Source organism: Marivita sp., assembly GCF_020055675.1.
Taxonomy (GTDB): Bacteria; Pseudomonadota; Alphaproteobacteria; order Rhodobacterales; family Rhodobacteraceae; genus Marivita.
In genome coordinates this window covers 134,322-156,636 of the sequence record NZ_JAIPUS010000002.1, presented here as the reverse complement: position 1 = coordinate 156,636, position 22,315 = coordinate 134,322, and the positions used below count along the sequence as shown (strand labels likewise).

Below are 22,315 nucleotides of genomic sequence, written 5' to 3'. Positions count from 1 at the left end.
CATGGGTCCTGCACTGAGACTGGTGGTCCAACGCATCGCGTTGGGCCTCCTTTTGCTCTTTCTCGTGTCGATCCTCATCTTCTGGGGCACGCTCATTCTGCCCGGAGATGTGGCGCAAGCCATTCTCGGCCAGTCTGCCACGCCGGAGGCGCTCGCCAATCTGCGCGATGAGCTGGGCGTGAACGATCCACCGCTCACCCGTTATTTCGAATGGCTCGGCGGCGTCTTGACCGGCGATCTGGGCACCGCGCTGACCAACGGCAAGGATATCGCCGAAAGCATCGGCAGCCGTCTCGAGAACACGCTTTTCCTGGCGTTCTGGGCGGCCGTGATCGCCGTTCCACTGGCGATTCTGCTGGGGCTTCTTGCCGTGCGCTACCGCGACCGCTGGCCCGACAAACTGATTTCAGGGGTCACGCTTTCGACGATCTCCATTCCGGAATTTCTCATCGGTTACGTGCTTATGTATTTTGTCGGGGTGAAGCTTGGCTGGGCGCCGACCGTGTCGATGATCCATGACGGCATGAACCTCGGGCAAAAGCTCCACTCAATTGCGCTTCCGGTTGCTGTGCTCACTCTCGTTGTTCTGGCGCACATGATGCGGATGACACGCGCGGCGATCCTCAACGTGATGCAGTCGCCCTATATCGAGACGGCGGATCTCAAGGGGCTGACGAAATTCAACATTATCTGGAAGCACGCGTTTCCCAATTCCATCTCGCCGGTCGTGAATGTCGTTATGCTGAACCTCGCCTATCTCGTTGTGGGTGTCGTTGTCGTCGAGGTGGTCTTTACCTATCCGGGCATGGGCCAGTATCTCGTCGATCACGTCTCGAAACGCGACCTGCCCGTGGTGCAAGCCTGCGGCCTGATCTTTGCGGCGGTCTATATCACACTCAATATGATCGCCGATGTCGTTTCGATCCTGTCGAACCCGAAACTGAGGCACCCGAAATGATCAAGAACATGCCTCTTTCAGCCATGATCGGGCTGTTCTTCGTCTGTCTTTATTTCGCGATGGCGATCTTTGCGCCGTGGCTTGCGCCCTATGGCATGGCAGAAGTCGTGGGCGATGTCTGGGAGCCGTCGAGCGCGGCCCATTGGCTCGGCACCGACAATATCGGGCGCGACCTGCTCACCCGGATGATCTACGGCGGGCAGACCACGATCTATATCGCCACGGCGGCGACCATCCTGTCTTTCACCATGGGCTCCGTTCTGGGCTTCCTGGCGGCGGTTCTGGGCGGCTGGGCCGACCAGCTGCTGAGCCGGTCGGTTGACCTCGTCATGTCTATCCCTTCGCTTATCCTCGCACTGGTGATCCTGTCCGTCATGCCAGTGACCGTGCCGATCCTCATCGTGGTCATGGGGGTTTTGGACAGCACACGGGTCTTCCGCCTAGCCAGGGCGGTGGCCGTCGACATCAACGCGATGGAATTTGTCGAAGCGGCGACGCTTCGGGGGGAGGGACGCGGATGGGTCATCTTCCGCGAGATCCTGCCCAACGCACTCAGCCCGCTTGTTGCGGAAATGGGACTTCGGTTCATCTTTGCGGTGCTGTTCATCTCGACATTGTCGTTCCTGGGGCTGGGCGTGCAGCCGCCCTTGGCCGACTGGGGTGGGATCGTGAAGGAAAACAAGGACGGCATTGTCTACGGGATCGGCGCGGCGCTTTATCCGGCGGTGGCCATCGCCACGCTGGCGATCAGTGTCAATCTCGTTGCTGACTGGATCCTCAACCGGACCACAAGCCTGAAAGGAGGCCGCGGATGAGTGATCCATTTGTGAAAGTCCGCGATCTCAGGATCGGGGCGACCGTCTACCCGCCCGGCGAGAAGCCGCATGACATCGAGATCGTCCACGGGGTTTCGTTCGACCTGGAAAAGGGCAGGGTGCTCGGGCTTATCGGCGAGAGCGGTGCGGGCAAGTCCACGATCGGCCTGGCGACGATGGCCTATGGCCGCGGCGGCGTCAGGATTACCGGCGGCGAGGTCTGGGTCAACGGGCGCGACATAATGCAAAGCAGCCTGGGCGATCTGCGCCGGTTGCGCGGCGGGGAAGTGACCTATGTGAGCCAGTCGGCGGCGGCGAGCTTCAACCCGGCCAAGCGGATCATGGAGCAGGTCACCGAAGCGGCCATCAAGCAGGGCAAGTTTTCCCGGCACGAGGCCGAGCAGCGCGCGGTGTACCTGTTCAAGAAGCTGGGTCTGCCGGATCCCGAACACATCGGCCGGCGCTTTCCGCATCAGGTCTCTGGCGGGCAGCTGCAACGCTGCATGACCGCGCTGGCGCTCTGTCCCGAGCCGGACCTTGTCGTCTTCGACGAGCCGACGACGGCGCTCGATGTGACGACGCAGATCGAAGTGTTGATGGCGATCAAGGAGGCCATCGCGGCAACCGGCGTGGCCGCGCTCTATATCACCCATGACCTTGCCGTGGTGGCACAGGTCAGCGATGACATCATGGTGCTAAAGACGGGTGACATGGTGGAATACGGCACGACCGACCAGATCATCAACAATCCACAGGAAGAGTACACACAGGCGCTGGTCTCCGTGCGCTCGATCGACCACGAGGAAAAGCAGCCGTCGCCGTCGCCTGCGCTCAAGATCGAGAATGTCACGGCGCGCTATCGCGGCACGAATTTTGATGTGCTCAAGAACGTGAATGTGGAGCTGCATCCGGGCCAGACCCTGGCTCTCGTGGGCGAAAGCGGATCCGGAAAATCGACCCTTGCGCGGGTGATCACCGGGCTTTTGCCGCAGCGCGTGGGGCGGATCCATTTCGCTGGGCGCGACCTCGACCCGGTGATGAAGAACCGGTCCAAGGAGGATTTGCGCGAATTGCAGCTTATCTACCAGATGGCCGACACGGCGATGAACCCGCGCCAGACCGTGGGCACGATCATCGGGCGCCCCCTGGAGTTCTATTTCGGTCTGAAGGGCAAGGAAAAGCAAAAGCGCATTCAAGACCTTCTCGATCAGATCGAACTGGGCGAGGGGTTCCAGGACCGTTACCCCGCCGAGCTTTCGGGTGGTCAGAAACAACGTGTGTGCATTGCGCGCGCCCTGGCCGCCAAGCCGAAGATGATCATCTGCGACGAGGTAACGAGCGCGCTCGATCCGCTCGTGGCGGACGGTATTCTCAAGCTCTTGCTGGATCTGCAGAAAATTGAGGATGTCGCGTTTCTCTTCATCACCCATGACCTTGCGACGGTGAAGGCCATCGCCGACAGTGTCGCGGTGATGTACCGTGGCGAGGTCGTGCGCTACGGGACGAAATCGGATGTGCTCAGCCCGCCGTTCGACGACTACACCGATCTTCTGCTCAGCTCCGTGCCGGAGATGAAGCTCGGCTGGCTCGAAGAGGTGATTGCGCACCGCAAGATGGAGAGTGCCGGGAACTGACCGTCTGCCGCGTGCTTCGCAAGTCCGTGTGGGGAGGGCGACACTGCCTCCCCCGGAAAACCAGGGGGTGTCGCGCAAAAGTTGGTCGTGGTTTAACGCGTTCTTGGATGCCTTGTGTCAAGAGATGAGGGCAGGCCGCGTGAGTGGAATTGACTTCGACACCCCTAGCGCATGATCAGCACGGGCACCTTGCAGGAGCGGATCATCTCGGTCGTGGTTGAGCCGATGAGCAGGGAGCGGACGCGGCTGTGGCCATAGGCCCCCATGACCAGCAATTCGTGGGTCTCGTTGGCGGTAATGCGTGCCAGGACCTTCTCCGGCTCTCCAGTCTCGAGGATCGTGTTGGGGTCGAACCCGCCTGCTTTGAGAGTGGCGGCGGCGTTGTCCAGGGATTTGCGCATCTCCGGTGTGTCCTTGCCGGCATAGACAAGGGACACCTTGAGCCCGGAAAAGAGCGGGCTGCGGGCGATGTAGTCCACCGCCTTGAGTGCGGACGGGCCGCCGTCGAAGGCGACGAGTACCGTTTCGATCTGTGTGAAGGCGCGGTTGGCGATGAGCACCGGTTTATGGCTGGCGCGCAGGATGCGTTCGAGGTTGGAGCCCAGGTGGTCCATCGCGTGGCCCGCCGCCTCGCCGCGTTTGCCGATCACGATCATGTCGGCGGTGTCTTCCTTGGCGGTAATCGTTTCGACCAGATCACCCTGGCGCAAGCGCGTTTGAACTGGAATGTCGCCATCCTTCTGGATCAGGGATGTGGCGTCTTCGAGGATCGCCCGCCCGTGTTCATGTGCCAGCTTGGCGCGCGCGGCATCCAGATTGGAAAGCTTTTCAAGCAGCGCGCTGCGGGCGCCGAGGCGGATCGCTCCGGACAGGTCCTGCTGGTCGACGGCGTCGCGTCGGCCCATGACGTGGTAGATCTTGACCGTCCAGTCATTGCGTGCGGCGATCCATGCGGCGTGGTGGCAGACGCTTTCGGAATACGCCGAGCCATCGACGAGGGCGATAAGTGTATTGGTTGTCATGGTCTGCCCTTTCTAGTGGCCAAGAAGTTCATCCATCGCGCCCGGCTTGTCATGGATGGCAAGACGGTCGACGATGGTTTCGGACGCTTCGTTCAGCCCAATCAGTTCGACCTCTGCCCCTTCGCGGCGGAACTTGAGCACAGCCATGTCCAATGCGGCAACCGAGGAAATGTCCCAGATGTGGGCGCGGCTGAGGTCGATGGTTACTTTCTCTGGCGCCTCCTTGAAGTCGAAGGCTGTCATGAAGTCGTCCGAGGAAGCGAAGAAAAGCTGGCCTTCGATGTAGTAGGTGCGGTGGCTGCCCGATGGTGTCATCTCGGTCCGGACGCGGAACAGTTGCGAGATTTTCCAGGCAAAGAAGATACCCGACAGCAGCACGCCCACGAGCACCCCGATAGCGAGGTTATGCGTGTAGACCACGAAGAACACGGTGGCGAACATCACGATCGAGGAAGAGCGTGGATGTTCACGCAGGTTCTTGATCGACGACCACGAGAACGTGCCGATCGACACCATGATCATGATCGCGACGAGCGCCGCCATGGGCACCATCGCGACGATATCGCCGATGACCACCACCATGATCAGCAAGTAGACACCCGCGGCAAAGCTTGACAGCCGTCCGCGGCCGCCGGATTTCACGTTGATGATCGACTGGCCGATCATCGCACAGCCCGCCATGCCGCCGATGAAGCCGGTGGCGGTATTGGCAATGCCCTGGCCGATGCATTCCTGATTGCGGTCGGATGATGTGTCGGTAAGGTCATCAACGATCTGCTGGGTCATCAGACTTTCGAGCAGGCCGACAACGGCAACGGCGACCGCGTAGGGGAAAATGATCTGGAGCGTCTCGAAGGTCAGCGGGATGTCCGGGATCAGGAACACAGGCAGCGTGTCGGGCAAATCGCCCATGTCGCCCACCGTGCGCACATCCCAACCCATGGCGACGGTCAGCGCTGTCAGCACCAAAATCGTGACAAGTGGCGAGGGGATCGCAGTGGTGATCCGGGGAAACAGGTAGATGATCGCCAGCCCGCCCGCGACGAGGGCATAGGTGAGCGGCGGCACCTTTGACGGATCAAGTTCGGGCAGTTGCGCCATGAAAATCAGGATGGCGAGCGCGTTGACGAACCCGGTCATCACCGATTTCGAGACAAACCGCATCACATAGCCGAGCCGCAGGAACCCCGCGCCGATCTGCAAGAGTCCCGCCAGAACGGTGGTTGCCAGCAAGTATTCCAAACCGTGGTCCTTGACCAGCGTGACCATCAGTACCGCAGTCGCGGCCGTGGCCGCGGAGATCATCCCCGGGCGCCCCCCTGTGATCGCGATGATGACCGCGATGGAGAACGAGGCATAGAGCCCGACCTTCGGATCAACGCCGGCGATGATCGAAAATGCGATGGCTTCGGGAATCAGGGCCAAGGCCACGACGAGGCCGGAGAGCAGGTCGCCCCTGATGTTCTGGGTCCATTGGCGTCGGTATTGTGCAACAGAGATCATGAATACGTCTTGCCTATAAGCCGCGTGCGCAAGCCGCGGTCTTTGTGATATGGGTGAAAGGTGGTCGCCTTGTGGGGGCCGACCGTCACGACCGGCCTGTGGCCGCACCCCCTCGAATTTCTGCCGTCTCATAGCGTGCCGAGGTGCAGAAGCCAAGCAGGTCGCCAAGACAGGCCCATTGCATGTGCGCTGAGACGCACCCTCCTGCGCGCTGGGGGGCGTTTCGCGGATCGGCCTGGCAGACTAAATGGAGTTTAACAGGAACAGGGAGCACGAGATGGGATTGTTGGTAGATGGTGTCTGGCAGGACCGCTGGTATGACACCGATAGCACCGGCGGCGCGTTCAAGCGCAGCACATCGAAGTTTCGCAACTGGATCACGGCAGATGGCAGTGCCGGTCCTTTGGGCGAGGGCGGGTTTCCGGCCGAGGCAGGACGGTATCATCTTTACGTCAGCTATGCCTGCCCTTGGGCGCATCGCACTCTGGTGTTCCGCGCGCTCAAGCAATTGGACGATTTGATTGATGTTTCCGTCGTGCACCCCGACATGTTGGGCGATGGCTGGACCTTTGATGAAGATTTTCCCGGTGCCACAGGCGACGCGCTATATGGTTTGCCGTTTGCACGCGACATATACCTAAAGGCTGATCCGCAGATTTCGGGCCGGGTGACGGTGCCGATCCTGTGGGACAAAAAGCGCGAGACAATCGTGTCGAATGAAAGTTCCGAGATTATCCGCATGTTCAATTCGGCGTTCGACGGGCTGACGGGCAATACCGATGATTATTGGCCGGAAGAGCTGCGCGACGACATCGAGCCGGTGAACGACCGGATTTATGACACCGTCAACAACGGTGTCTACAAATCAGGGTTCGCCACGAGCCAAGAGGCGTATGATGTCGCCGTCGGGCCGCTTTTCGACAGCCTCGACTGGTTGGAGGATCGTCTTTCGAACCGGCGCTACCTCATGGGGGACCGGATCACCGAGGCAGATTGGCGGCTTTTTACCACGCTGGTGCGGTTCGATTCCGTGTATCACCTGCATTTCAAGTGCAACCGGCGGCGGATCGTGGATTACCCGAACCTTTGGGCCTACACGCGTGAGCTGTACCAATGGCCAGATGTGAGCGAGACGGTGCACATGGATCACATTGTGCGTCATTATCATTACAGCCATGACGGCATCAATCCGCATCGGATCATCCCGATCAACCCGATTCTGGACTTCACCGCGCCACATGGCCGTGAAACGATGGATTAGTGTCCGGGCCTTGTGGTCTGGCCCCTAATGCACCACCGCGTAATGTTCGATCATCGCGGTAAGGTCGTCGGGCTGCGTGGCGCGCGGCAAGAAGGCGCAGGCGTTTGAACAGAGCTGAAAAATCGATCCGTCCGAGAAAAAGCTGGTGTTGGTGACAAAGATGACCCGCGCATCGGGGTGGCGATAGCTTGCATAATCAGCCACCGCGATGGCGCTCCCCTCAGACAGTACGATGTCGAGGATGATGATCGGGTAATACTGCCGAGCCAGGTGCAATATCGCGGTTTCCTGGTCGAGCGCGATATCGGTCGCATGCCCGTGCCGCTGCAAGTGATCCTTCCAGAGCTGGCCGAGCTTTGTGTTATTCTGCACAATCAGCACATTCATGGGGCGCACACCGAAGCTTGAGAAAACGTATCAGGTAGAGTCGCCCCGGAGTTGATAATAAAAAGTTAACGTTTGTGTAAGCCTTTTTGTCAGGTCGTCAAGATCAGCGGATTCCAGCCACTATGTAGCGGTTTTCCACATGGAGTCGTGTATAGGTTGTGTTCTGCCGTTGTTTTGGTCTGGCCAACAGGTCAGCGCGTCGCTGTGCAAAATTTGCCGAAATAACCGTCCAAAGCCGGCAACACGGATGATCCGGGCTTCATATTCGGCAGATCAAGACCGCGCTCCCGGTCCAGACCCTCAGTCTTGTCATTTTCCCACCGTCTTGCGACGGATTGGAAGATTGCGCATAACGTTTTCCATGGTGAAAGAGTGCTTCCTTCTGGTTTTCTCCGATCTCGACGGAACCCTGATCGACCACGAGACATACACGTGGGATGACGCGCAAGAGGCTCTTGCGAGACTGCGGGACATGGATGCGGGTCTTGTGCTGGCCAGCAGCAAAACAGCGTCCGAGGTCGTTGCCATTCGCACCGCGCTTGCCCAGGAGGCGTGGCCTGCAATCGTCGAGAATGGTGCGGGGCTATTGCCGCCGTTTGCTGCTGACGCTCCGGCCTCGTCCGAGTACGAGCGCATCAGGTTGGTCTTGTCCGACATGCCCGCTGATCTGCGTCAGCATTTTCGCGGGTTCGGGGACCTCGGCACGGCAGAGCTTTGCCAGATCACCGGGCTCGACACGGTGGCGGCCCAACGCGCGCAGCAGCGGAGTTTTTCGGAGCCGGGTCTTTGGTTCGGGTCAAAGGACGCAAAAATCCGCTTTTTGGCAACGCTGCGCGAGCAAGGCATTTCTGCGCAACAGGGTGGCCGGTTTTTGACGCTGTCCTTTGGTCGCAACAAAGCCGACCAGATGCGGGACATCATAGGAACCTATCAACCCAGATACACTGTCGCCCTCGGTGATGCGCCCAATGACATTGCAATGCTCGAACACGCTGATTTCGGTATCATCGTCACCAATCCCCATGGCCCGCCGTTGCCCAGACTGATCCGCGAGGACCAAGGGCGGGTTACTCGAACACAGGTTGCAGGCCCGGTCGGTTGGAACCGTGCGCTCCTTGATCTGATCGACCGGCTCGACCTGAATTAGAAAGCGATTTTCATGGCTGACTTTCATCAGAACGGAAACATAACGACGCTGCACAACCTCCGCACGAGGACGGTTTCCGAAATGGAACGGGAACTGGAGATCTTTGCACGGACGCGTAAGATTTCCTTGATCCTTCCATGCCTGTATTCAGAGTTGGAAGGACCGGCGCTGCCCAAAATCCTGTCCGAATTATCCAAGGTGACCTATCTGCACCGGATCATAATCGGTCTTGATGCGGCGGACGAAGCACAGTTTCGAAAAGCCCGATCCTTTTTCAAGGGATTGCAACAGAATCACATCGTGATCTGGAACGACAGCCCCCGGATGCTGGCCCTTGGCGCGCGGCTCGAGGACTTGGGCTTGGCACCGCAAGAACCGGGGAAAGGAAAGAACGTTTGGTCGTCGCTCGGTTACTTGATGGGATGCGCCGACAGCGCAGTCATGGCGCTCCATGATTGTGATATCTTGACGTACGACAAGGAAATGCTGGCGCGGCTGGTTTATCCAGTGGCCAATCCATCCTTCCCGTACCAATTGGCAAAGGGGTACTACCCACGCATCGGCGATGGCAACGTCAATGGTCGCGTGACCCGCCTTCTGGTCAGCCCCTTGCTGATTGCCTTGAACAGGGTGATCGGACCGCGCGACTATCTCGATTATCTGCGCAGCTTTCGCTACCCGCTTTCGGGCGAATTCGCCATGCGAACCGCAGTCCTGCCTGATTTGCGGATCCCGTCCGACTGGGGATTGGAGATCGGTGTGTTGTCCGAGGCGTGGCGGAACCTCGCGCCAAAGGCGGTGTGCCAGGTCGAAATTTCGGATGCCTATGACCACAAGCATCAAAAGCTCAGTCCCGAAGAGGCAGGCGCAGGTCTTAACCGGATGTCGACCGATATCTGCAAAGCGATCTTCCGCAAACTGGCCGCGGATGGGACCGTGTTCACAAACAATGTCTTCCGCACACTCAAGGCCACATATTATCGCTGCGCCCTCGACCTGCTCGAGGCGTATTACAATGATGCAAAGATGAACGGCCTGAGCCTTGAACGGCACACCGAAGAAAACTCGATCGAGATGTTCGCCGACAATATCATGCGCGCGGGTGAACTCTTTATCAGCAATCCGCATGAAACACCGTTCATCCCAACCTGGAACCGGGTCCATTCGGCGGATTCAGCCTTCTTGAACGATATGATCACGGCAGCGAAAGCCGACGAACAAGACTACAGCTAGCGTCCAGCCCCAAGGGAAGTCCCTGACCGTCACGCCCGATTGGTGATCCAGCGGCACTGGTAGGGCGCGAGCGTGATCGTATCTTGCATCATGTCAACCTGTTCCCCGTTGAGCAGATCAACCCAAATCTCATCGTCGATCAGGTTCATCGACATATGCGGAAGATCAACCGGCTGGTCACTGACGTTGTGCAGCGCGAATATGGACTGAGACCGGTCCAGGCTTTGCCGCCAAACGCCGAAAATCTGGTCGGTCAAGGGAATAGTGAACTGGGTCGCATTGGGGTGAAACGCAGGTTGCGCGGTCCGGATGCGCAGCCTGTCGGACACGGCTCCGAGAACCCGCGCCTGCTCTGACTCCGGGTTGTCCAAAAGGGCGTTGAGCGTGGGATAGTCCCACCGGTGCCGGTTGATGGCACGATTCATGCCGCGATGTGCGACCTGCGCGTGATCGTTCGGCGTTCCCAGCATCGAGTGAATGTAGAAGGCCGGTATCCCCTCGAGTGACATCACGATCGTTTGCGAACACAGGAACCTGTCCAGGTGACGGTCATCCTGGCCTGCGAACGTCTGGCTTGTGGCCTCCCAATATGTCGTGTTGATTTCGTAGGGTGCTTCGCCCCCATCGGGAAGCGCCCGCATCGAGACAAGACCGCGAATATCGCGAATGGTCTCGATGATCTTGGCTTTTTCCGTGTCCGGCAGAATGCCCTCGACGGGGCGCATCCCTATCCCGTCATGGCTGGCGGTGAAATTGAGATAGGCGCAGCCCATCGGAGCAGGAGGCATGCCGCTTTGCCACCGCCGCAGATAATGCGCCGAGCCGGACATCACCGCATGCAGGATCAAGGGCGGCAACGGGAAATTATAGATCGCATGCGCCTCGTTCCCGGCGCCGAAATAACTCAGGTTTTCGGCCTTGGGCACATTGGTTTCGGTGAGCAGGATGATCGTTTCGGCGGCGTAGTCGCACAGCAACCGCATCAGTTTCACTATCGCATGGGTTTGCGGAAGGTGGATCGACGCCGTTCCCACGGCCTTCCAAAGAAAGGCAACCGCATCAAGCCGGATGATCCGCACGCCGTTATCCACATGCAGACGGATGATCCGCAGGAACTCGAGCAAGACCTCGGGGTTGCGAAAGTCCAAATCGATCTGGTCATGACTGAAGGTGCACCAGACGTGGCGCGGGCCGTTCGCCGTTTCAACCTGTTGCAAGAGCGGCGTTGTCCGGGGGCGCACCACTTGCGACAAGTCGTCCTCGGGCGAGGCTTCGAAGAAGAACGCGTTGTAAGGATCGTGGCCCTGTCGATACTCGTTGAACCATGCGCTCTGGCTGGACACATGATTGAGGACCAGATCCGACATCAGGGTGAATTCTGCACCGATGCGGCTGATATCCGACCAATCCCCAAGTTGCGGATTCACGGAACGAAAATCGGACACGGCAAAGCCATCGTCGGATGTGTAGGGAAAAAAAGGCAGGATATGGACGCTGTTGATGACACCGGACATGCGCCGCAGCAGGAAATCGTGCAACAAGTCCAAAGGTTTATGCACACCATCGACAATAGAATTGCCATAGGTGATCAAAAGCGCGTCTTTTTCGGTCCATAAATTGTTGCCGGGCACACGTCCGCGCTTTCGCCGCTGCGTGTCATCCGTCCAGAAGGCTTGGATGATCGACCGCGACAGGTCTTCGGCGTCCGCGTCGGGATAGATTTGACCGATAAGCGCTTTCAGCCGTGCAGTGAATGATCTCGCCGTGTCTTTTTTCCGCATACCGCATCTAGGCCTTCGAACCGTCTCTTCGCAATATGTGAACCAGGTTTTCGTCCAGACCCGCCACATAGCGCGTGCCAATTGGCAAAGTATACCTGTCAGGTGTCTGGAATTGCGGAATAAATAGGCAATTTTCGGGAGTGAGGCGTTGGGGGCCGGGTTCTCGCGGCAGGACGGCGCAGCGGCCCCACCTGGTTGCGTGTGCGGCCCGTTGGCCGTTAAACGAATGGCATGCCGATTTTTCTCATTCTTCTTCTGATCGGGGTGTTGGCCTATCTTTACTGGCAGCACAAGACGACGACGCTCACGCGGGACTGCCGCTGGCGGCGGGTGGCGCCGGGCGCATGGCGCTGTGCGTCTTGCGGGGCGGAGATGGCCTCTGACGAGGCCCCGAAACTCTGTCTTCGGCAACAGAATGGTCCGCCTGGAAAAAACTGACATGTGCGAAAGATTTTCTGTTGCGCCGACTCACTTTCGACTCCATATGCGCCAGAAGTGACGCCAACGCACGCGCCTCTGTCGAGGTGGGCAAGCAACGCAAAACGCAATGCACCCACGCGGTTACGTAGCGACGGTAACGTCTCTGAAAGAACTGAGCGGTCTGTGCCGGGAAACCGGAATGGCCGGGTCGATTGGAGATGACCAATGAACGCATACGTAACCGGGCTGGCGGCCCGCGAAGAAACATCTGTATCCCGTGCAGAAAATTTCATCCTGAACAACCGGTTCGAGCGGCCAACCCTCGTGATCGACACGCAGTCTGTGGCGCGGCGATATTCGGCGCTGGCACAAGGGTTGGGGCGGGCCCAAATCCATTACGCGGTGAAGGCTAATCCGGCGCCCGAGATTCTGAGCACGCTGGTCGAGGTCGGTAGCAATTTCGACGCGGCCTCGCGGCCCGAGATCGAGATGTGCCTGGCCGCCGGTGCCGATGCCTCGCGGATTTCCTTTGGCAACACGATCAAGCGTTCGTCGGATATCGCATGGGCCCATGATGCCGGGATCACGCATTTCGCGGCAGATTCCGAAGAAGAGCTGCACAAGCTGGCCCAGCACGCACCGGGCGCGCAGGTCTATATCCGCCTGATCGTGGGCTCGCTTCAGGCCGATTGGCCGCTTTCGCGGAAATTCGGTTGTGCGCCCGAGAAGGCGCCGGATCTCTTTGCGCTGGCGTCTCATTTGGGGCTTGTCCCGGTGGGCTTGTCTTTCCACGTCGGATCGCAGACGCGGGACCCCGAGATGTGGAGCGAGACGCTCGATCAGGTGGCTGAGGTCTGGCATGCCTTGAAGGCGAATGGATATGATCTGAGCTTGTTGAATATCGGTGGCGGGTTTCCGGCCTTCTATGGTCAAACGCTGGACGCTCCGCAGGATTACGCAAGCGCCGTGATGCACCAGATTCAGGGTCGTTTCGGCAATGTTCGCCAGATCATGGCGGAGCCGGGACGCGGCCTGGTGGCCGAGGCAGGGGCGATTGCCGCCGAGGTGCTTCTGGTGTCACGCAAGTCGGACAGTGACCTGCACCGCTGGGTATATCTGGATATCGGCAAGTTTTCCGGTCTGGCTGAGACGATGGACGAGGCGATCCGTTACCAGTTCATGACCGATCGGGACCACGAGCCGACCGGCGCCTGTATCTTGGCTGGCCCGTCTTGTGACAGCGTGGATGTGCTTTATGAAAAGCAGCCGGTGCAGTTGCCTCTGGGCCTTCAGGCTGGCGACCGGATCGTGATCCGAAGCTGTGGCGCTTACACGTCAACCTATGCATCGATCGGTTTCAACGGCTTTCCGCCGCTGGATGTGATTGCGATCTGAAGGTGGCTTCTCGGCGCGCGGGAGGAAACGCGCGCCGGATTTTGCATATTTCGAAAGAAAAGAAGAGCTTGGGGTTGCGCACGCAGTTGCGCTGCTGTCCTTTCATCGCGTCTTGAAGAGGAGCCTGCGCATGGCGAATGACCCGAAGGATGCGGATGCACGCCGTGCTGTCGCGCCGGTGATCTGTTATCCGACCGAAACGTTGCCGCAGCCGGATCTTGACCGTTACTTGCACGGCTTCGCCGGCGCAAGGGTCACCGGCATGGCAGAAGCGGCGCCGCGCGAAGCGTGTTCCTTTCGCGTGCCCGCGGGTTCGTTTTTTCGCATCGTCAGCATTAAGGGACCGCAGGTGGGAGATCTGAACCTGTGGAACGCTGACGACCTGACCGAACGATTTTATTCCGGCAAGACGCGCGCCTTGCACGGCGCCCATGTTACGACCGGCGCGCGGCTGTGGTCGTCCTTCCCGACGCTGCGCCCCATGGCGACGATCGTGGAGGACAGTCTGGGTTGGTACGGGATCGACCCCTTTGGCGGGGCAGTCCATGATGTGATCGGCACACGCTGCGACCCGTATACAGGGAACCTGTTGTCCGGGGTGCAGTACCATCATTGCTGCCACTCGAATCTGACGCGGGCTCTGGCCGATGCGACGAGATTGAGTCTGCCCGAAGCAGAGCCGCATGTGCATGACGTGCTAAACGTGTTCATGTGCACCGGTTTCACGCGCGATACGGGGCAGTATTTCATGAAGGCCAGCCCGGTACGGCCCGGAGATCACCTCACCTTTTTTGCAGAGATTGACTTGCTGGGTGCCTTGTCGGCCTGTCCCGGGGGCGATTGCTCTTCCGAGCATTCAAGCGATGCCGCGGTGTGTTACCCTTTGCGGGTCGAGGTTTTAACGCCTGCACACGGTGCGATGGACGGATGGCAGCCACCTGAAGTCAATGGCTATAACCGTAGCCACGGACGCTAGGGCCCAAACTCTACTAGTCTGGCCAGCCTGCCTTATCATGCGGGTGGGTGGCATAGATCGTCCAGTACATCAGGTAATGCAGGGAAATCGATCCGAGTGTTATGGCGATGATCCAGTCGAACGGCGTGCCATGTTTTGCAACGATTTCGTTCAGCAGGATCACGGAAACCAGGCGGATCACATGCCAGTTGGCGGCGTTGCGTTTTCCATCGTCCCAGTCACATGCGAACCAACTGATCTTGCTTCCGTCACCCATGAGATAGAACACCACCATGAACAGGCACAGATATAGCAAGACGCCAATACTGAGCGCGGATTGCGCCATCGATAATGTCGGCAGAGCCATCAGCCCCGCATAGGTTGCGATCAGGATCAGAACCAGCTTGCCGCCAGGATTGGCCATGCCGATCCGTTCAAGCGAATCGATGGTCGATGGCAAACGTACGCTGATCACCGCGAGTTGTCCGAAAAGGGCACACATGACTGGCAGGATCAAACCGACCTGCGCCAACGTGGCAGCGTGATGTGCCGAAAGGGTAAAGAGCGACAGCGTGACGACGCTGAAAAGAAACAGCATGCGTGGAATGGGCACGCGGCTTGTCAGAAGGACATGAATATCATTCAACCATTGCGGCATGGTTTTGATTGTGCAGCGAAAATGTGGCGGGAGTTGGAAACCGGCTTGGCGGTTTCCAATCTTTTGCGCGGTTTTATGCCGAATCAAGCAAAGGCGGCTGTGAGGGCGATGTCGATCATATCGCCAAAGCTGCTCTCTCGATCTTTCGAGGGCAAGGCGGCGCCGGTTTGCAAGTGGTCGGACACTGTCAGCACGGCAAGGGCACGGACAGAATGGCGCGCGGCGAGATTGTAAAGCTCGGCGGCCTCCATCTCGACCCCGAGGATGCCGTGGCGGGTCATCTGTTCATTCAGGTCCGGTCGTTCATCGTAGAACACGTCCGATGAATAAATGCCGCCGATATGGGTTCTTGTGCTCTTGGCCTCTGCTGCATCCGCAGCCGCGCGCAAGAGACCCCAATCCGCACAGGGTGCGAAGTTCAACTCGCGAAAGATGCCACTCGACGGCGTTGACAGGCTGCTGGCGGTCATGGCCAGAATCACATCGCGCAGTCCAACATGTTCCTGCATCGCGCCGCATGATCCAATCCGGATCAAGGTCTTGGCCCCATGGTCGCGGATCAGTTCGTTGGCATAGATTGACAGCGAAGGCATTCCCATACCCGAACCGTGAATGGTAACGGCATGCCCGCACCAGGTCCCGGTGAAGCCGAGCATACCACGCACGTCATTCACACATTTCGGGTTATCAAGGAATGTCTCCGCGGCCCATTTCGCGCGATACGGATCGCCGGGCATCAAGATCGTTTCTGCAATTTCACCCGGCGTCGCACCGATATGGAGTGTCATCTCAAATCTTCAGATCTTCCATAGTCTTGCCGGACTCAAGAGCGTCGTTCACCCAATTCGGTTTGCGACCCTTTCCCGTCCAGGTTTGTTCGGGATTGTCTGGATTTTTGTATTTCGGAGCGCTTTTGGAGCCTTGCTTGGGCGCGCGCCCAAGCAATTCATCCAGCGAAAACCCGTATTCCTTCGCAGCCGATTCCGCGGCTTGTTTGGCTTCATTCAGCCGACGGGTTTCAAGTGTCTTGAGTGCTTTCTCGGCGTCCTTGATCAGTTTTTTCAGCTCATCCTTGGACATATTATTCAGATCGATGCTCATGAGTGTCTCCCAACTAACTCGAATTATTTGATCGGGATGGGCATACGCGACTATTTTGCGAAGTCAATTCGCAAATCGCTTTCCGCTTCTGGCAAAAAGTTTGCTCAATTGAAAATTGTTGCACAGCTCCGAGCTGTTGGCCGACGCTGTTGCGCGTCAATTTCCTCTCATGGCCTGCATCATTGCGGCAGAAAAGCCGGACTCCTGCATGCGCTGCATCATGATTTCCGGCAAACCGCATTCGGAATTTACCTGAATGGAATAGTCTTCCGAAATGCCTGCCGGAAGAAAGTTCATGTCCTCGTCGGCGTTTTCGAGATCCATCGTGGCAACTTCCGGGAGAAAGGCTTCCATCTCGTCCAGCATTTGTGTCACCGCCTCTGGACTGGATTTATCGGTGAATCTGTCGAGCATGCATGCTCCTGCCGCGCGAAAGTCCTTGTCCCATGTGCTGGCGGGCATCGCACCGCGCAATGGCGCGGGATCGCCTCCCTGGCGTTCCACCATGCTGATCATGGCCTCGTACATCGCGTCGGTCATCTCTTCGGAGATGCGCTCAAGGCGTTCAAGCTGGGTCTCGGCGATGGCGCTGACGGGCAACGTGGCAAATACGAACGCGGTAGAAAGCTGTTTCATTGGATCAATCAGGCCTTCTTCGTTAAGATTTATCGATATCCGGATTTCGAAGTCTGATACCAGATCTCGCAGGCAGGTCCAGCAACACGACCCAATGACATGACGTGAGGCTACTCCGCCGCCACCGCCTTGGGATCCACGAGCGCCACGATATCCTTCATGATGGTGTTCAGCTCGAAATCCTTTGGCGTATAGACCCGTGCCACACCCATGCCCAGGAGGCGTTTGGCATCGTCTTCGGGAATGATACCGCCAACGATGACAGGAATCTGCGCGAGGCCAGCCTCCTGCATCTTCTTCATCATATCCTCGACAAGTGGCGTGTGACTTCCCGACAGGATCGAGAGGCCGACGACATGCACGTCATTGTCGCGCGCGGCCGCCACGATTTCATCGGGCGTGAGCCGGATACCTTCATAGTCGATATCCATGCCGCAATCCCGGGCGCGGAAGGCGATCTGCTCGGCGCCGTTGCTGTGCCCGTCAAGGCCCGGCTTGCCGACAAGGAACTTGAGGCGACGGCCCAGCTTGTCACTGACGGCTTCCACCGCGTTTCGAATGTCGTCGAGCCCCTCGGTCTTGTTGCTTGCGGCCTTTGAGACGCCGGTCGGGCCGCGATATTCGCCGTGCGCTCTCCGCATCTCGCCCGCCCATTCGCCGGTGGTGACGCCGGCGCGCGCAGCGGCAATGGAGGCTGGCATGATGTTTTCGCCGTCCTTGGCAGAGGCGCGCAGATCGGCTAGGGCCCTTTCGACGGCTTCGGCATCCCGATCCGCGCGCCATGCATTCAGGCGGTCGATCTGGTCCTGCTCCACCGCAGGGTCCACGACCATGATGCCCCCGTCTTCGGTCTGGAGCGGGGAGGGTTCGCATTCCGTCCATTTGTTCACGCCGACGACAATGGTTTCGTTGCGTTCAATCCTGTTCAGGCGGTCGGCATTGGAATCGACCAGGCGGCCTTTCATGTAGTCGATGGCCCCGATCGCCCCGCCCATGCTGTCAAGATTTGCCAATTCGGCGCGGGCGCCCTCCTTGAGTTGTTCGACCTTGGCGTCGACCGCAGGGTTGCCATCGAACAGGTCGTCGAATTCCAGAAGATCGGTTTCATAGGCGAGGATCTGTTGCATCCGCATGGACCATTGCTGATCCCAAGGGCGCGGCAGGCCAAGCGCTTCGTTCCAGGCCGGGAGCTGCACCGCGCGGGCGCGGGCGTTTTTCGAGAGTGTGACGGCCAGCATTTCGATCAGGATGCGGTAGACGTTGTTTTCAGGCTGCTGTTCGGTAAGGCCAAGAGAGTTCACCTGAACACCATAGCGGAAGCGGCGGAATTTCGGGTCTTCGACGCCATAGCGATCCTCAAGGATTTCGTCCCAGAGATCAACGAAGGCACGCATCTTGCACATTTCGGTGACGAAACGGATACCTGCATTTACGAAAAAGGAAATCCGGCCGGCGAGCGCCGGGAAATCCTCGTCGGGAACGCGGGGCTTCAATTCATCCAGAACAGCGACGGCAGTGGCAAGCGCGAAGGACAATTCCTGTTCCGGCGTCGCGCCGGCCTCTTGCAGGTGGTAGGAACAGACGTTCATCGGGTTCCATTTGGGGATATGCGTGTAGCAATATTCGGCCACGTCGCCGATCATCTTGAGCGAGGGTTTTGGCGGGCAGATATAAGTGCCGCGTGAAAGATACTCCTTGATGAGATCGTTCTGCACGGTGCCTTGCAAATTCGACACGTCCGCGCCCTGCTCCTCGGCCACGGCGATATAGAGCGCGAGAAGCCATGGGGCGGTCGCGTTGATCGTCATGGAGGTATTCATCTGGTCCAGCGGGATCTGGTCAAAAAGCGTGCGCATGTCTCCCAGATGGCTGATCGGGACGCCGACCTTGCCGACTTCGCCGCGCGCGAGCACGTGATCGCTGTCATACCCGGTTTGGGTTGGCAGGTCGAAGGCAACCGAGAGGCCGGTTTGCCCCTTTGCGAGATTGGAGCGATACAGCGCGTTCGAGGCGTGCGCCGTGGAGTGACCCGCATAAGTGCGGATGAGCCAAGGGCGGTCGCGGAGCGGGGTCTGTGCGTCGGTCATGTCGTCCTCGTCAGGCGGGTTAGGATGTGTAATCTTGTTGCGTCGTGTTTTGATTAAATGAAACATTATGTCCCTGTCAATTCGCTGCGCCGCGGCGTCCGGTTTTCCGCTGCAAAACAGCATAGGTCCTCTTTTTGTCAAAGGGCGCTGGACTTGGAACTGTGCCGCAGGATCGGGCATTTGTATATTGTGTGATGCCATGCTGCGGTAGCTTTGTGGTGGACTGCTTTGCCATTTACCATTCGCTGAACCGCTGCAAGGGTGGGTTATGACATCTCAGGTCACCTTGCCCTTCTGGGCGTTTCTACTGATTTTGCTGTTTGCGGCAGTAACATTTGCGTCGCATTTCCTGTTTCCATCGGTGCGCTGGTTCTTTCGCCGCAGAATGGAGCGCGCGGTCACACGGTTGAATGCGCGGCTCGAGCGGCCGATCCAGCCGTTCAAACTGCTTCGGCGCCAAGACATGATCCAGCGGCTGGTTTATGATCCCGATGTGACACGGGCTATCGTCCGACACGCCGAAACGCATGGCGTGCGCGAAGACGTGGCGTTCGAACGCGCAAAACGCTACGCGCGCGAGATCGTGCCATCTTTTTCGGCCTGGGCCTATTTCGGCTTTGCAATCCGGGCGGCCAAGTTGCTGAGCACATCGCTTTACCGCGTGCGGATGGTGCATCAGGATCCGACCCTGTCAGAGGTGGACCCAGAGGCAACCGTTGTGTTCGTCATGAACCATCGGTCGAATATGGATTATGTTCTCGTCACCTATCTAGCGGCAGACAGGTCCGCGCTGTCCTATGCCGTTGGAGAGTGGGCGCGGGTCTGGCCGTTGTCGCGGCTGATCCGGGCGATGGGGGCGTATTTCATCCGCCGCCGGTCGCGTGATGCGCTGTATCGCAGCATCCTCGCGAAATATGTGCAGCAGGCGACGGGGGCCGGTGTGACGCAAGCGGTTTTCCCCGAAGGCGGATTGAGCCTTGATGGCAGTCTTGCGAAACCCAAGGTGGGCATCCTGAAATACATGCTGGACGGCGCGGCTGCGGCACAGCGCGATGTCGTGTTTGTGCCGGTGGCGCTGAATTACGACCGCGTTCTGGAGGATACGATCCTTCTGCGGGCACGAGACAGTGGGGAGCGCAAGTTCCGGGCGCGGATCAGCGTCGTTTTCCGAGCGATCCTGAAACAGGTATGGTTGCGTGTCACCGGCCGGTTTCAGCGCTTTGGCGATGCCGCTGTCAGTTTCGGGAAACCCTTGGTTCTGAGTGATCTGGAAGGCGTGCCGGGTGATGCGGATGCGCTGTCGGATAAGATCATGACGCGGATATCCGAGGCGGTTCCGGTGTTGCCGGTGCCGTTGATTGCCTTCCTGTTGCTGCGTCATGGAACGATGACATGCGCCGCGTTGGAGGTTGCTTTTGAAAAGACCATGAAGCAGGTCGCGGAGGTGAAAGGACATCTGCCCCGCACCAACTGCGATTCTGCGGTCGAGGTCGGCCTGCGAAGCCTGATCGAGAGGGGCGTCGTTGTGAAAGAAGGCGATGTCTTGCGACTCCCGGAAAGTCAGGTGGCCCTGGCAGAATTCTATGCCAATTCGATCAAACACTTGATTGACTAGGGCGCTGCGACTGGACCGAGTTTCTGCAACTGCTCGGTTATAAAGTTTCAAAAAATACGCTAATCTTGTTGCATAATTTCAATATTGCTCATATCTCATTCTGAGACGTCGCGATTCTGCATTGCGGCATAGTAACGACTCTACCTTATGGAGGCACCGATGGCTCTTGATCAGCAAACCGGCATCGCAGATTACAATGCGCCGGAGAAGGACTTGTACGAAATCGGTGAGATGCCGCCGATGGGCTATGTTCCCGACCAGATGTACGCGTGGACGATCCGCCGAGAACGTCACGGTGAGCCAGAGCAAGCCTTCGAAGTTGAAGTTGTCGACACGTGGGAAATCGACAGCAACGAGGTGCTGGTTCTCGTGATGGCTGCGGGGGTTAATTACAATGGCGTCTGGGCCGGTCTTGGACAGCCGATCAGCCCGTTCGACGGTCACAAACAGCCGTATCACATTGCCGGTTCGGACGCGTCGGGCATCGTCTGGAAAGTCGGGGACAAGGTGAAGCGCTGGAAAGTCGGCGATGAGGTTGTCATCCATTGCAATCAGGACGATGGCGACGACGAACACTGCAACGGTGGCGACCCGATGTATTCACCGACGCAGCGCATCTGGGGCTATGAAACGCATGACGGGTCGTTTTCGCAATTCACACGCGTGCAAGCACAGCAGTTGATGCCGCGCCCCAAGCACCTGAGCTGGGAGGAGTCAGCGTGTTATACGCTGACACTGGCGACCGCGTACCGGATGCTTTTCGGTCATGAGCCGCATGATCTGAAGCCCGGTCAGAACGTGCTGGTCTGGGGCGCGTCGGGGGGGCTTGGATCCTATGCTATCCAGTTGGCCAACACGGCCGGCGCTAACGCCATCGGCGTGATATCGGACGAAGACAAGCGCGATTTCGTGATGTCGATGGGCGCCAAGGGCGTCATCAACCGCAAGGATTTCAAGTGCTGGGGTCAGCTGCCGACGGTCGGCACCCCCGAATACAATGACTGGCTCAAGGAAGCGCGCAAGTTTGGCAAGGCGATCTGGGACATCACCGGCAAGGGCGTGAATGTCGATATGGTGTTCGAGCATCCGGGGGAATCAACCTTTCCGGTCTCGACGCTTGTCTGTAAGAAGGGTGGTATGGTCGTGATCTGCGCGGGCACCACCGGGTTCAACTGCACGTTCGACGTGCGGTACATGTGGATGCACCAGAAGCGCCTTCAGGGCTCGCATTTCGCGCATCTCAAGCAGGCGGCCTCGGCCAACCAGCTTATGGTGGAGCGCCGTCTGGACCCGTGCATGTCCGAAGTGTTCCCCTGGAACGAGATTCCGCAAGCCCATACCAAGATGCTGCGCAACGAACACAAGCCGGGCAACATGGCGGTGCTGGTGCAATCCCCGAAAACCGGGTTGCGTACCTTCGAAGACGCGTTGGCGGCCAAGTCGTAACGACTTGATTACTTCTGTCAGCTAATCGGGACCCGTGGGCCAGACAGGCCTGCGGGTTTCGTGATTCTGGCGCCGGGCACTGAAGATCAAGACACTAGAATTTACGCCCTCACCAGATGTGGGGAGTTGGAATCAGGGAATTTGTTGAAAAAAGAATACATGCTAGAGTTGAATTAACCTATCATTAACTAACTGGAGGTGACGGTGAGATGGGACATGACTGGATCATAGACGTGTTGACCGACCTCAAGACGTTTGCAA

The 22,315-nt window shown here is 58.5% G+C and carries 19 protein-coding genes; 10 read left to right on the top strand and 9 right to left on the bottom strand.

Features of this window, described 5'->3' with window-relative positions; all coding sequences use genetic code 11:
- Nucleotide 1 precedes the first annotated feature (1 nt).
- Genes LCF59_RS02610 through LCF59_RS02600 form a run of 3 tightly spaced genes read left to right on the top strand, consistent with a single transcriptional unit; the run spans nt 2 to nt 3,407 of the window.
- On the top strand, nt 2–958 hold the full coding sequence (locus LCF59_RS02610; protein ID WP_292285294.1) for an ABC transporter permease: 957 nt from the start codon (nt 2–4) through the stop codon (nt 956–958).
- Nucleotides 958–1,773, top strand: coding sequence for an ABC transporter permease (locus tag LCF59_RS02605; RefSeq protein ID WP_292285457.1), 816 nt, complete (start codon nt 958–960; stop codon nt 1,771–1,773). Before LCF59_RS02610 ends, LCF59_RS02605 begins: the two co-directional genes overlap by 1 nt.
- Entirely contained in the window at nt 1,770–3,407 is a 1,638-nt protein-coding gene (locus LCF59_RS02600) for an ABC transporter ATP-binding protein (protein WP_292285292.1), read from the top strand. Before LCF59_RS02605 ends, LCF59_RS02600 begins: the two co-directional genes overlap by 4 nt.
- Before the next feature lie 164 nt (nt 3,408–3,571).
- On the opposite strand, the gene LCF59_RS02595 is transcribed toward LCF59_RS02600, so the two are convergent.
- Both LCF59_RS02595 and LCF59_RS02590 read right to left on the bottom strand, forming a co-directional pair.
- Nucleotides 3,572–4,429 carry a universal stress protein gene (locus tag LCF59_RS02595; protein WP_292285290.1) on the bottom strand — a complete coding sequence of 286 codons (858 nt, stop codon included), beginning with the start codon at nt 4,427–4,429 and terminating at the stop codon, nt 3,572–3,574.
- 12 nt (nt 4,430–4,441) lie between these two features.
- Nucleotides 4,442–5,932, bottom strand: a complete 1,491-nt coding sequence (locus LCF59_RS02590) for a SulP family inorganic anion transporter (protein ID WP_292285288.1) — start codon at nt 5,930–5,932, stop codon at nt 4,442–4,444.
- Nucleotides 5,933–6,209: 277 nt separating this feature from the next.
- On the opposite strand from LCF59_RS02590, the gene LCF59_RS02585 reads away from it, so the two are divergent.
- Nucleotides 6,210–7,193: a glutathione S-transferase family protein gene (locus tag LCF59_RS02585; RefSeq protein WP_292285286.1), complete on the top strand. Its 984-nt coding sequence runs from the start codon at nt 6,210–6,212 to the stop codon at nt 7,191–7,193.
- Between the two features lie 24 nt (nt 7,194–7,217).
- Here the strand turns inward: LCF59_RS02585 and LCF59_RS02580 are convergent, their stop codons facing one another.
- Nucleotides 7,218–7,580: a hypothetical protein gene (locus tag LCF59_RS02580; RefSeq protein ID WP_292285285.1), complete on the bottom strand. Its 363-nt coding sequence runs from the start codon at nt 7,578–7,580 to the stop codon at nt 7,218–7,220.
- Nucleotides 7,581–7,923: 343 nt separating this feature from the next.
- On the opposite strand from LCF59_RS02580, the gene LCF59_RS02575 reads away from it, so the two are divergent.
- The gene (locus LCF59_RS02575; RefSeq protein WP_367273335.1) at nt 7,924–8,727 is read left to right on the top strand and encodes an HAD-IIB family hydrolase; all 804 of its coding nucleotides are present in this window, start codon (nt 7,924–7,926) and stop codon (nt 8,725–8,727) included.
- Nucleotides 8,728–8,739: 12 nt separating this feature from the next.
- Nucleotides 8,740–9,960 carry a glycosyl transferase gene (locus LCF59_RS02570; protein ID WP_292285283.1) on the top strand — a complete coding sequence of 407 codons (1,221 nt, stop codon included), beginning with the start codon at nt 8,740–8,742 and terminating at the stop codon, nt 9,958–9,960.
- Between the two features lie 29 nt (nt 9,961–9,989).
- Here LCF59_RS02570 and LCF59_RS02565 read toward each other — a convergent pair whose 3' ends face one another.
- Nucleotides 9,990–11,741 (bottom strand): alpha-amylase family glycosyl hydrolase, encoded by a 1,752-nt coding sequence (locus tag LCF59_RS02565; RefSeq protein WP_292285281.1) that lies wholly within the window; start codon nt 11,739–11,741, stop codon nt 9,990–9,992.
- Nucleotides 11,742–12,386: 645 nt separating this feature from the next.
- Here LCF59_RS02565 and LCF59_RS02560 point away from each other — a divergent pair.
- Together LCF59_RS02560 and LCF59_RS02555 are read left to right on the top strand one after the other, a co-directional pair.
- Nucleotides 12,387–13,556, top strand: coding sequence for a type III PLP-dependent enzyme (locus tag LCF59_RS02560; protein ID WP_292285279.1), 1,170 nt, complete (start codon nt 12,387–12,389; stop codon nt 13,554–13,556).
- A gap of 130 nt (nt 13,557–13,686) precedes the next feature.
- On the top strand, nt 13,687–14,532 hold the full coding sequence (locus tag LCF59_RS02555) for a DUF1989 domain-containing protein (RefSeq protein WP_292285277.1): 846 nt from the start codon (nt 13,687–13,689) through the stop codon (nt 14,530–14,532).
- Between the two features lie 13 nt (nt 14,533–14,545).
- Here the strand turns inward: LCF59_RS02555 and LCF59_RS02550 are convergent, their stop codons facing one another.
- From LCF59_RS02550 to LCF59_RS02530, 5 genes are all read right to left on the bottom strand, one after another.
- Nucleotides 14,546–15,124 carry a hypothetical protein gene (locus tag LCF59_RS02550; protein ID WP_292285275.1) on the bottom strand — a complete coding sequence of 193 codons (579 nt, stop codon included), beginning with the start codon at nt 15,122–15,124 and terminating at the stop codon, nt 14,546–14,548.
- A gap of 128 nt (nt 15,125–15,252) precedes the next feature.
- On the bottom strand, nt 15,253–15,957 hold the full coding sequence (gene deoD / locus LCF59_RS02545) for a purine-nucleoside phosphorylase (protein ID WP_292285274.1): 705 nt from the start codon (nt 15,955–15,957) through the stop codon (nt 15,253–15,255).
- Between the two features lies 1 nt (nt 15,958).
- Nucleotides 15,959–16,270 (bottom strand): H-NS histone family protein, encoded by a 312-nt coding sequence (locus LCF59_RS02540; protein ID WP_292285272.1) that lies wholly within the window; start codon nt 16,268–16,270, stop codon nt 15,959–15,961.
- 156 nt (nt 16,271–16,426) lie between these two features.
- A complete protein-coding gene (locus tag LCF59_RS02535) occupies nt 16,427–16,906 on the bottom strand; it encodes a hypothetical protein (protein WP_292285270.1) in 480 nt (159 codons plus the stop codon).
- A 110-nt stretch (nt 16,907–17,016) separates the two neighbouring features.
- On the bottom strand, nt 17,017–18,993 hold the full coding sequence (locus LCF59_RS02530; protein WP_292285268.1) for a protein meaA: 1,977 nt from the start codon (nt 18,991–18,993) through the stop codon (nt 17,017–17,019).
- A 268-nt stretch (nt 18,994–19,261) separates the two neighbouring features.
- Between LCF59_RS02530 and LCF59_RS02525 the strand changes: the two genes are divergently transcribed.
- Both LCF59_RS02525 and ccrA read left to right on the top strand, forming a co-directional pair.
- On the top strand, nt 19,262–20,608 hold the full coding sequence (locus LCF59_RS02525; RefSeq protein ID WP_292285267.1) for a 1-acyl-sn-glycerol-3-phosphate acyltransferase: 1,347 nt from the start codon (nt 19,262–19,264) through the stop codon (nt 20,606–20,608).
- 159 nt (nt 20,609–20,767) lie between these two features.
- Nucleotides 20,768–22,054, top strand: a complete 1,287-nt coding sequence (gene ccrA / locus LCF59_RS02520) for a crotonyl-CoA carboxylase/reductase (RefSeq protein ID WP_292285265.1) — start codon at nt 20,768–20,770, stop codon at nt 22,052–22,054.
- The last annotated feature ends 261 nt before the right edge of the window (nt 22,055–22,315 follow it).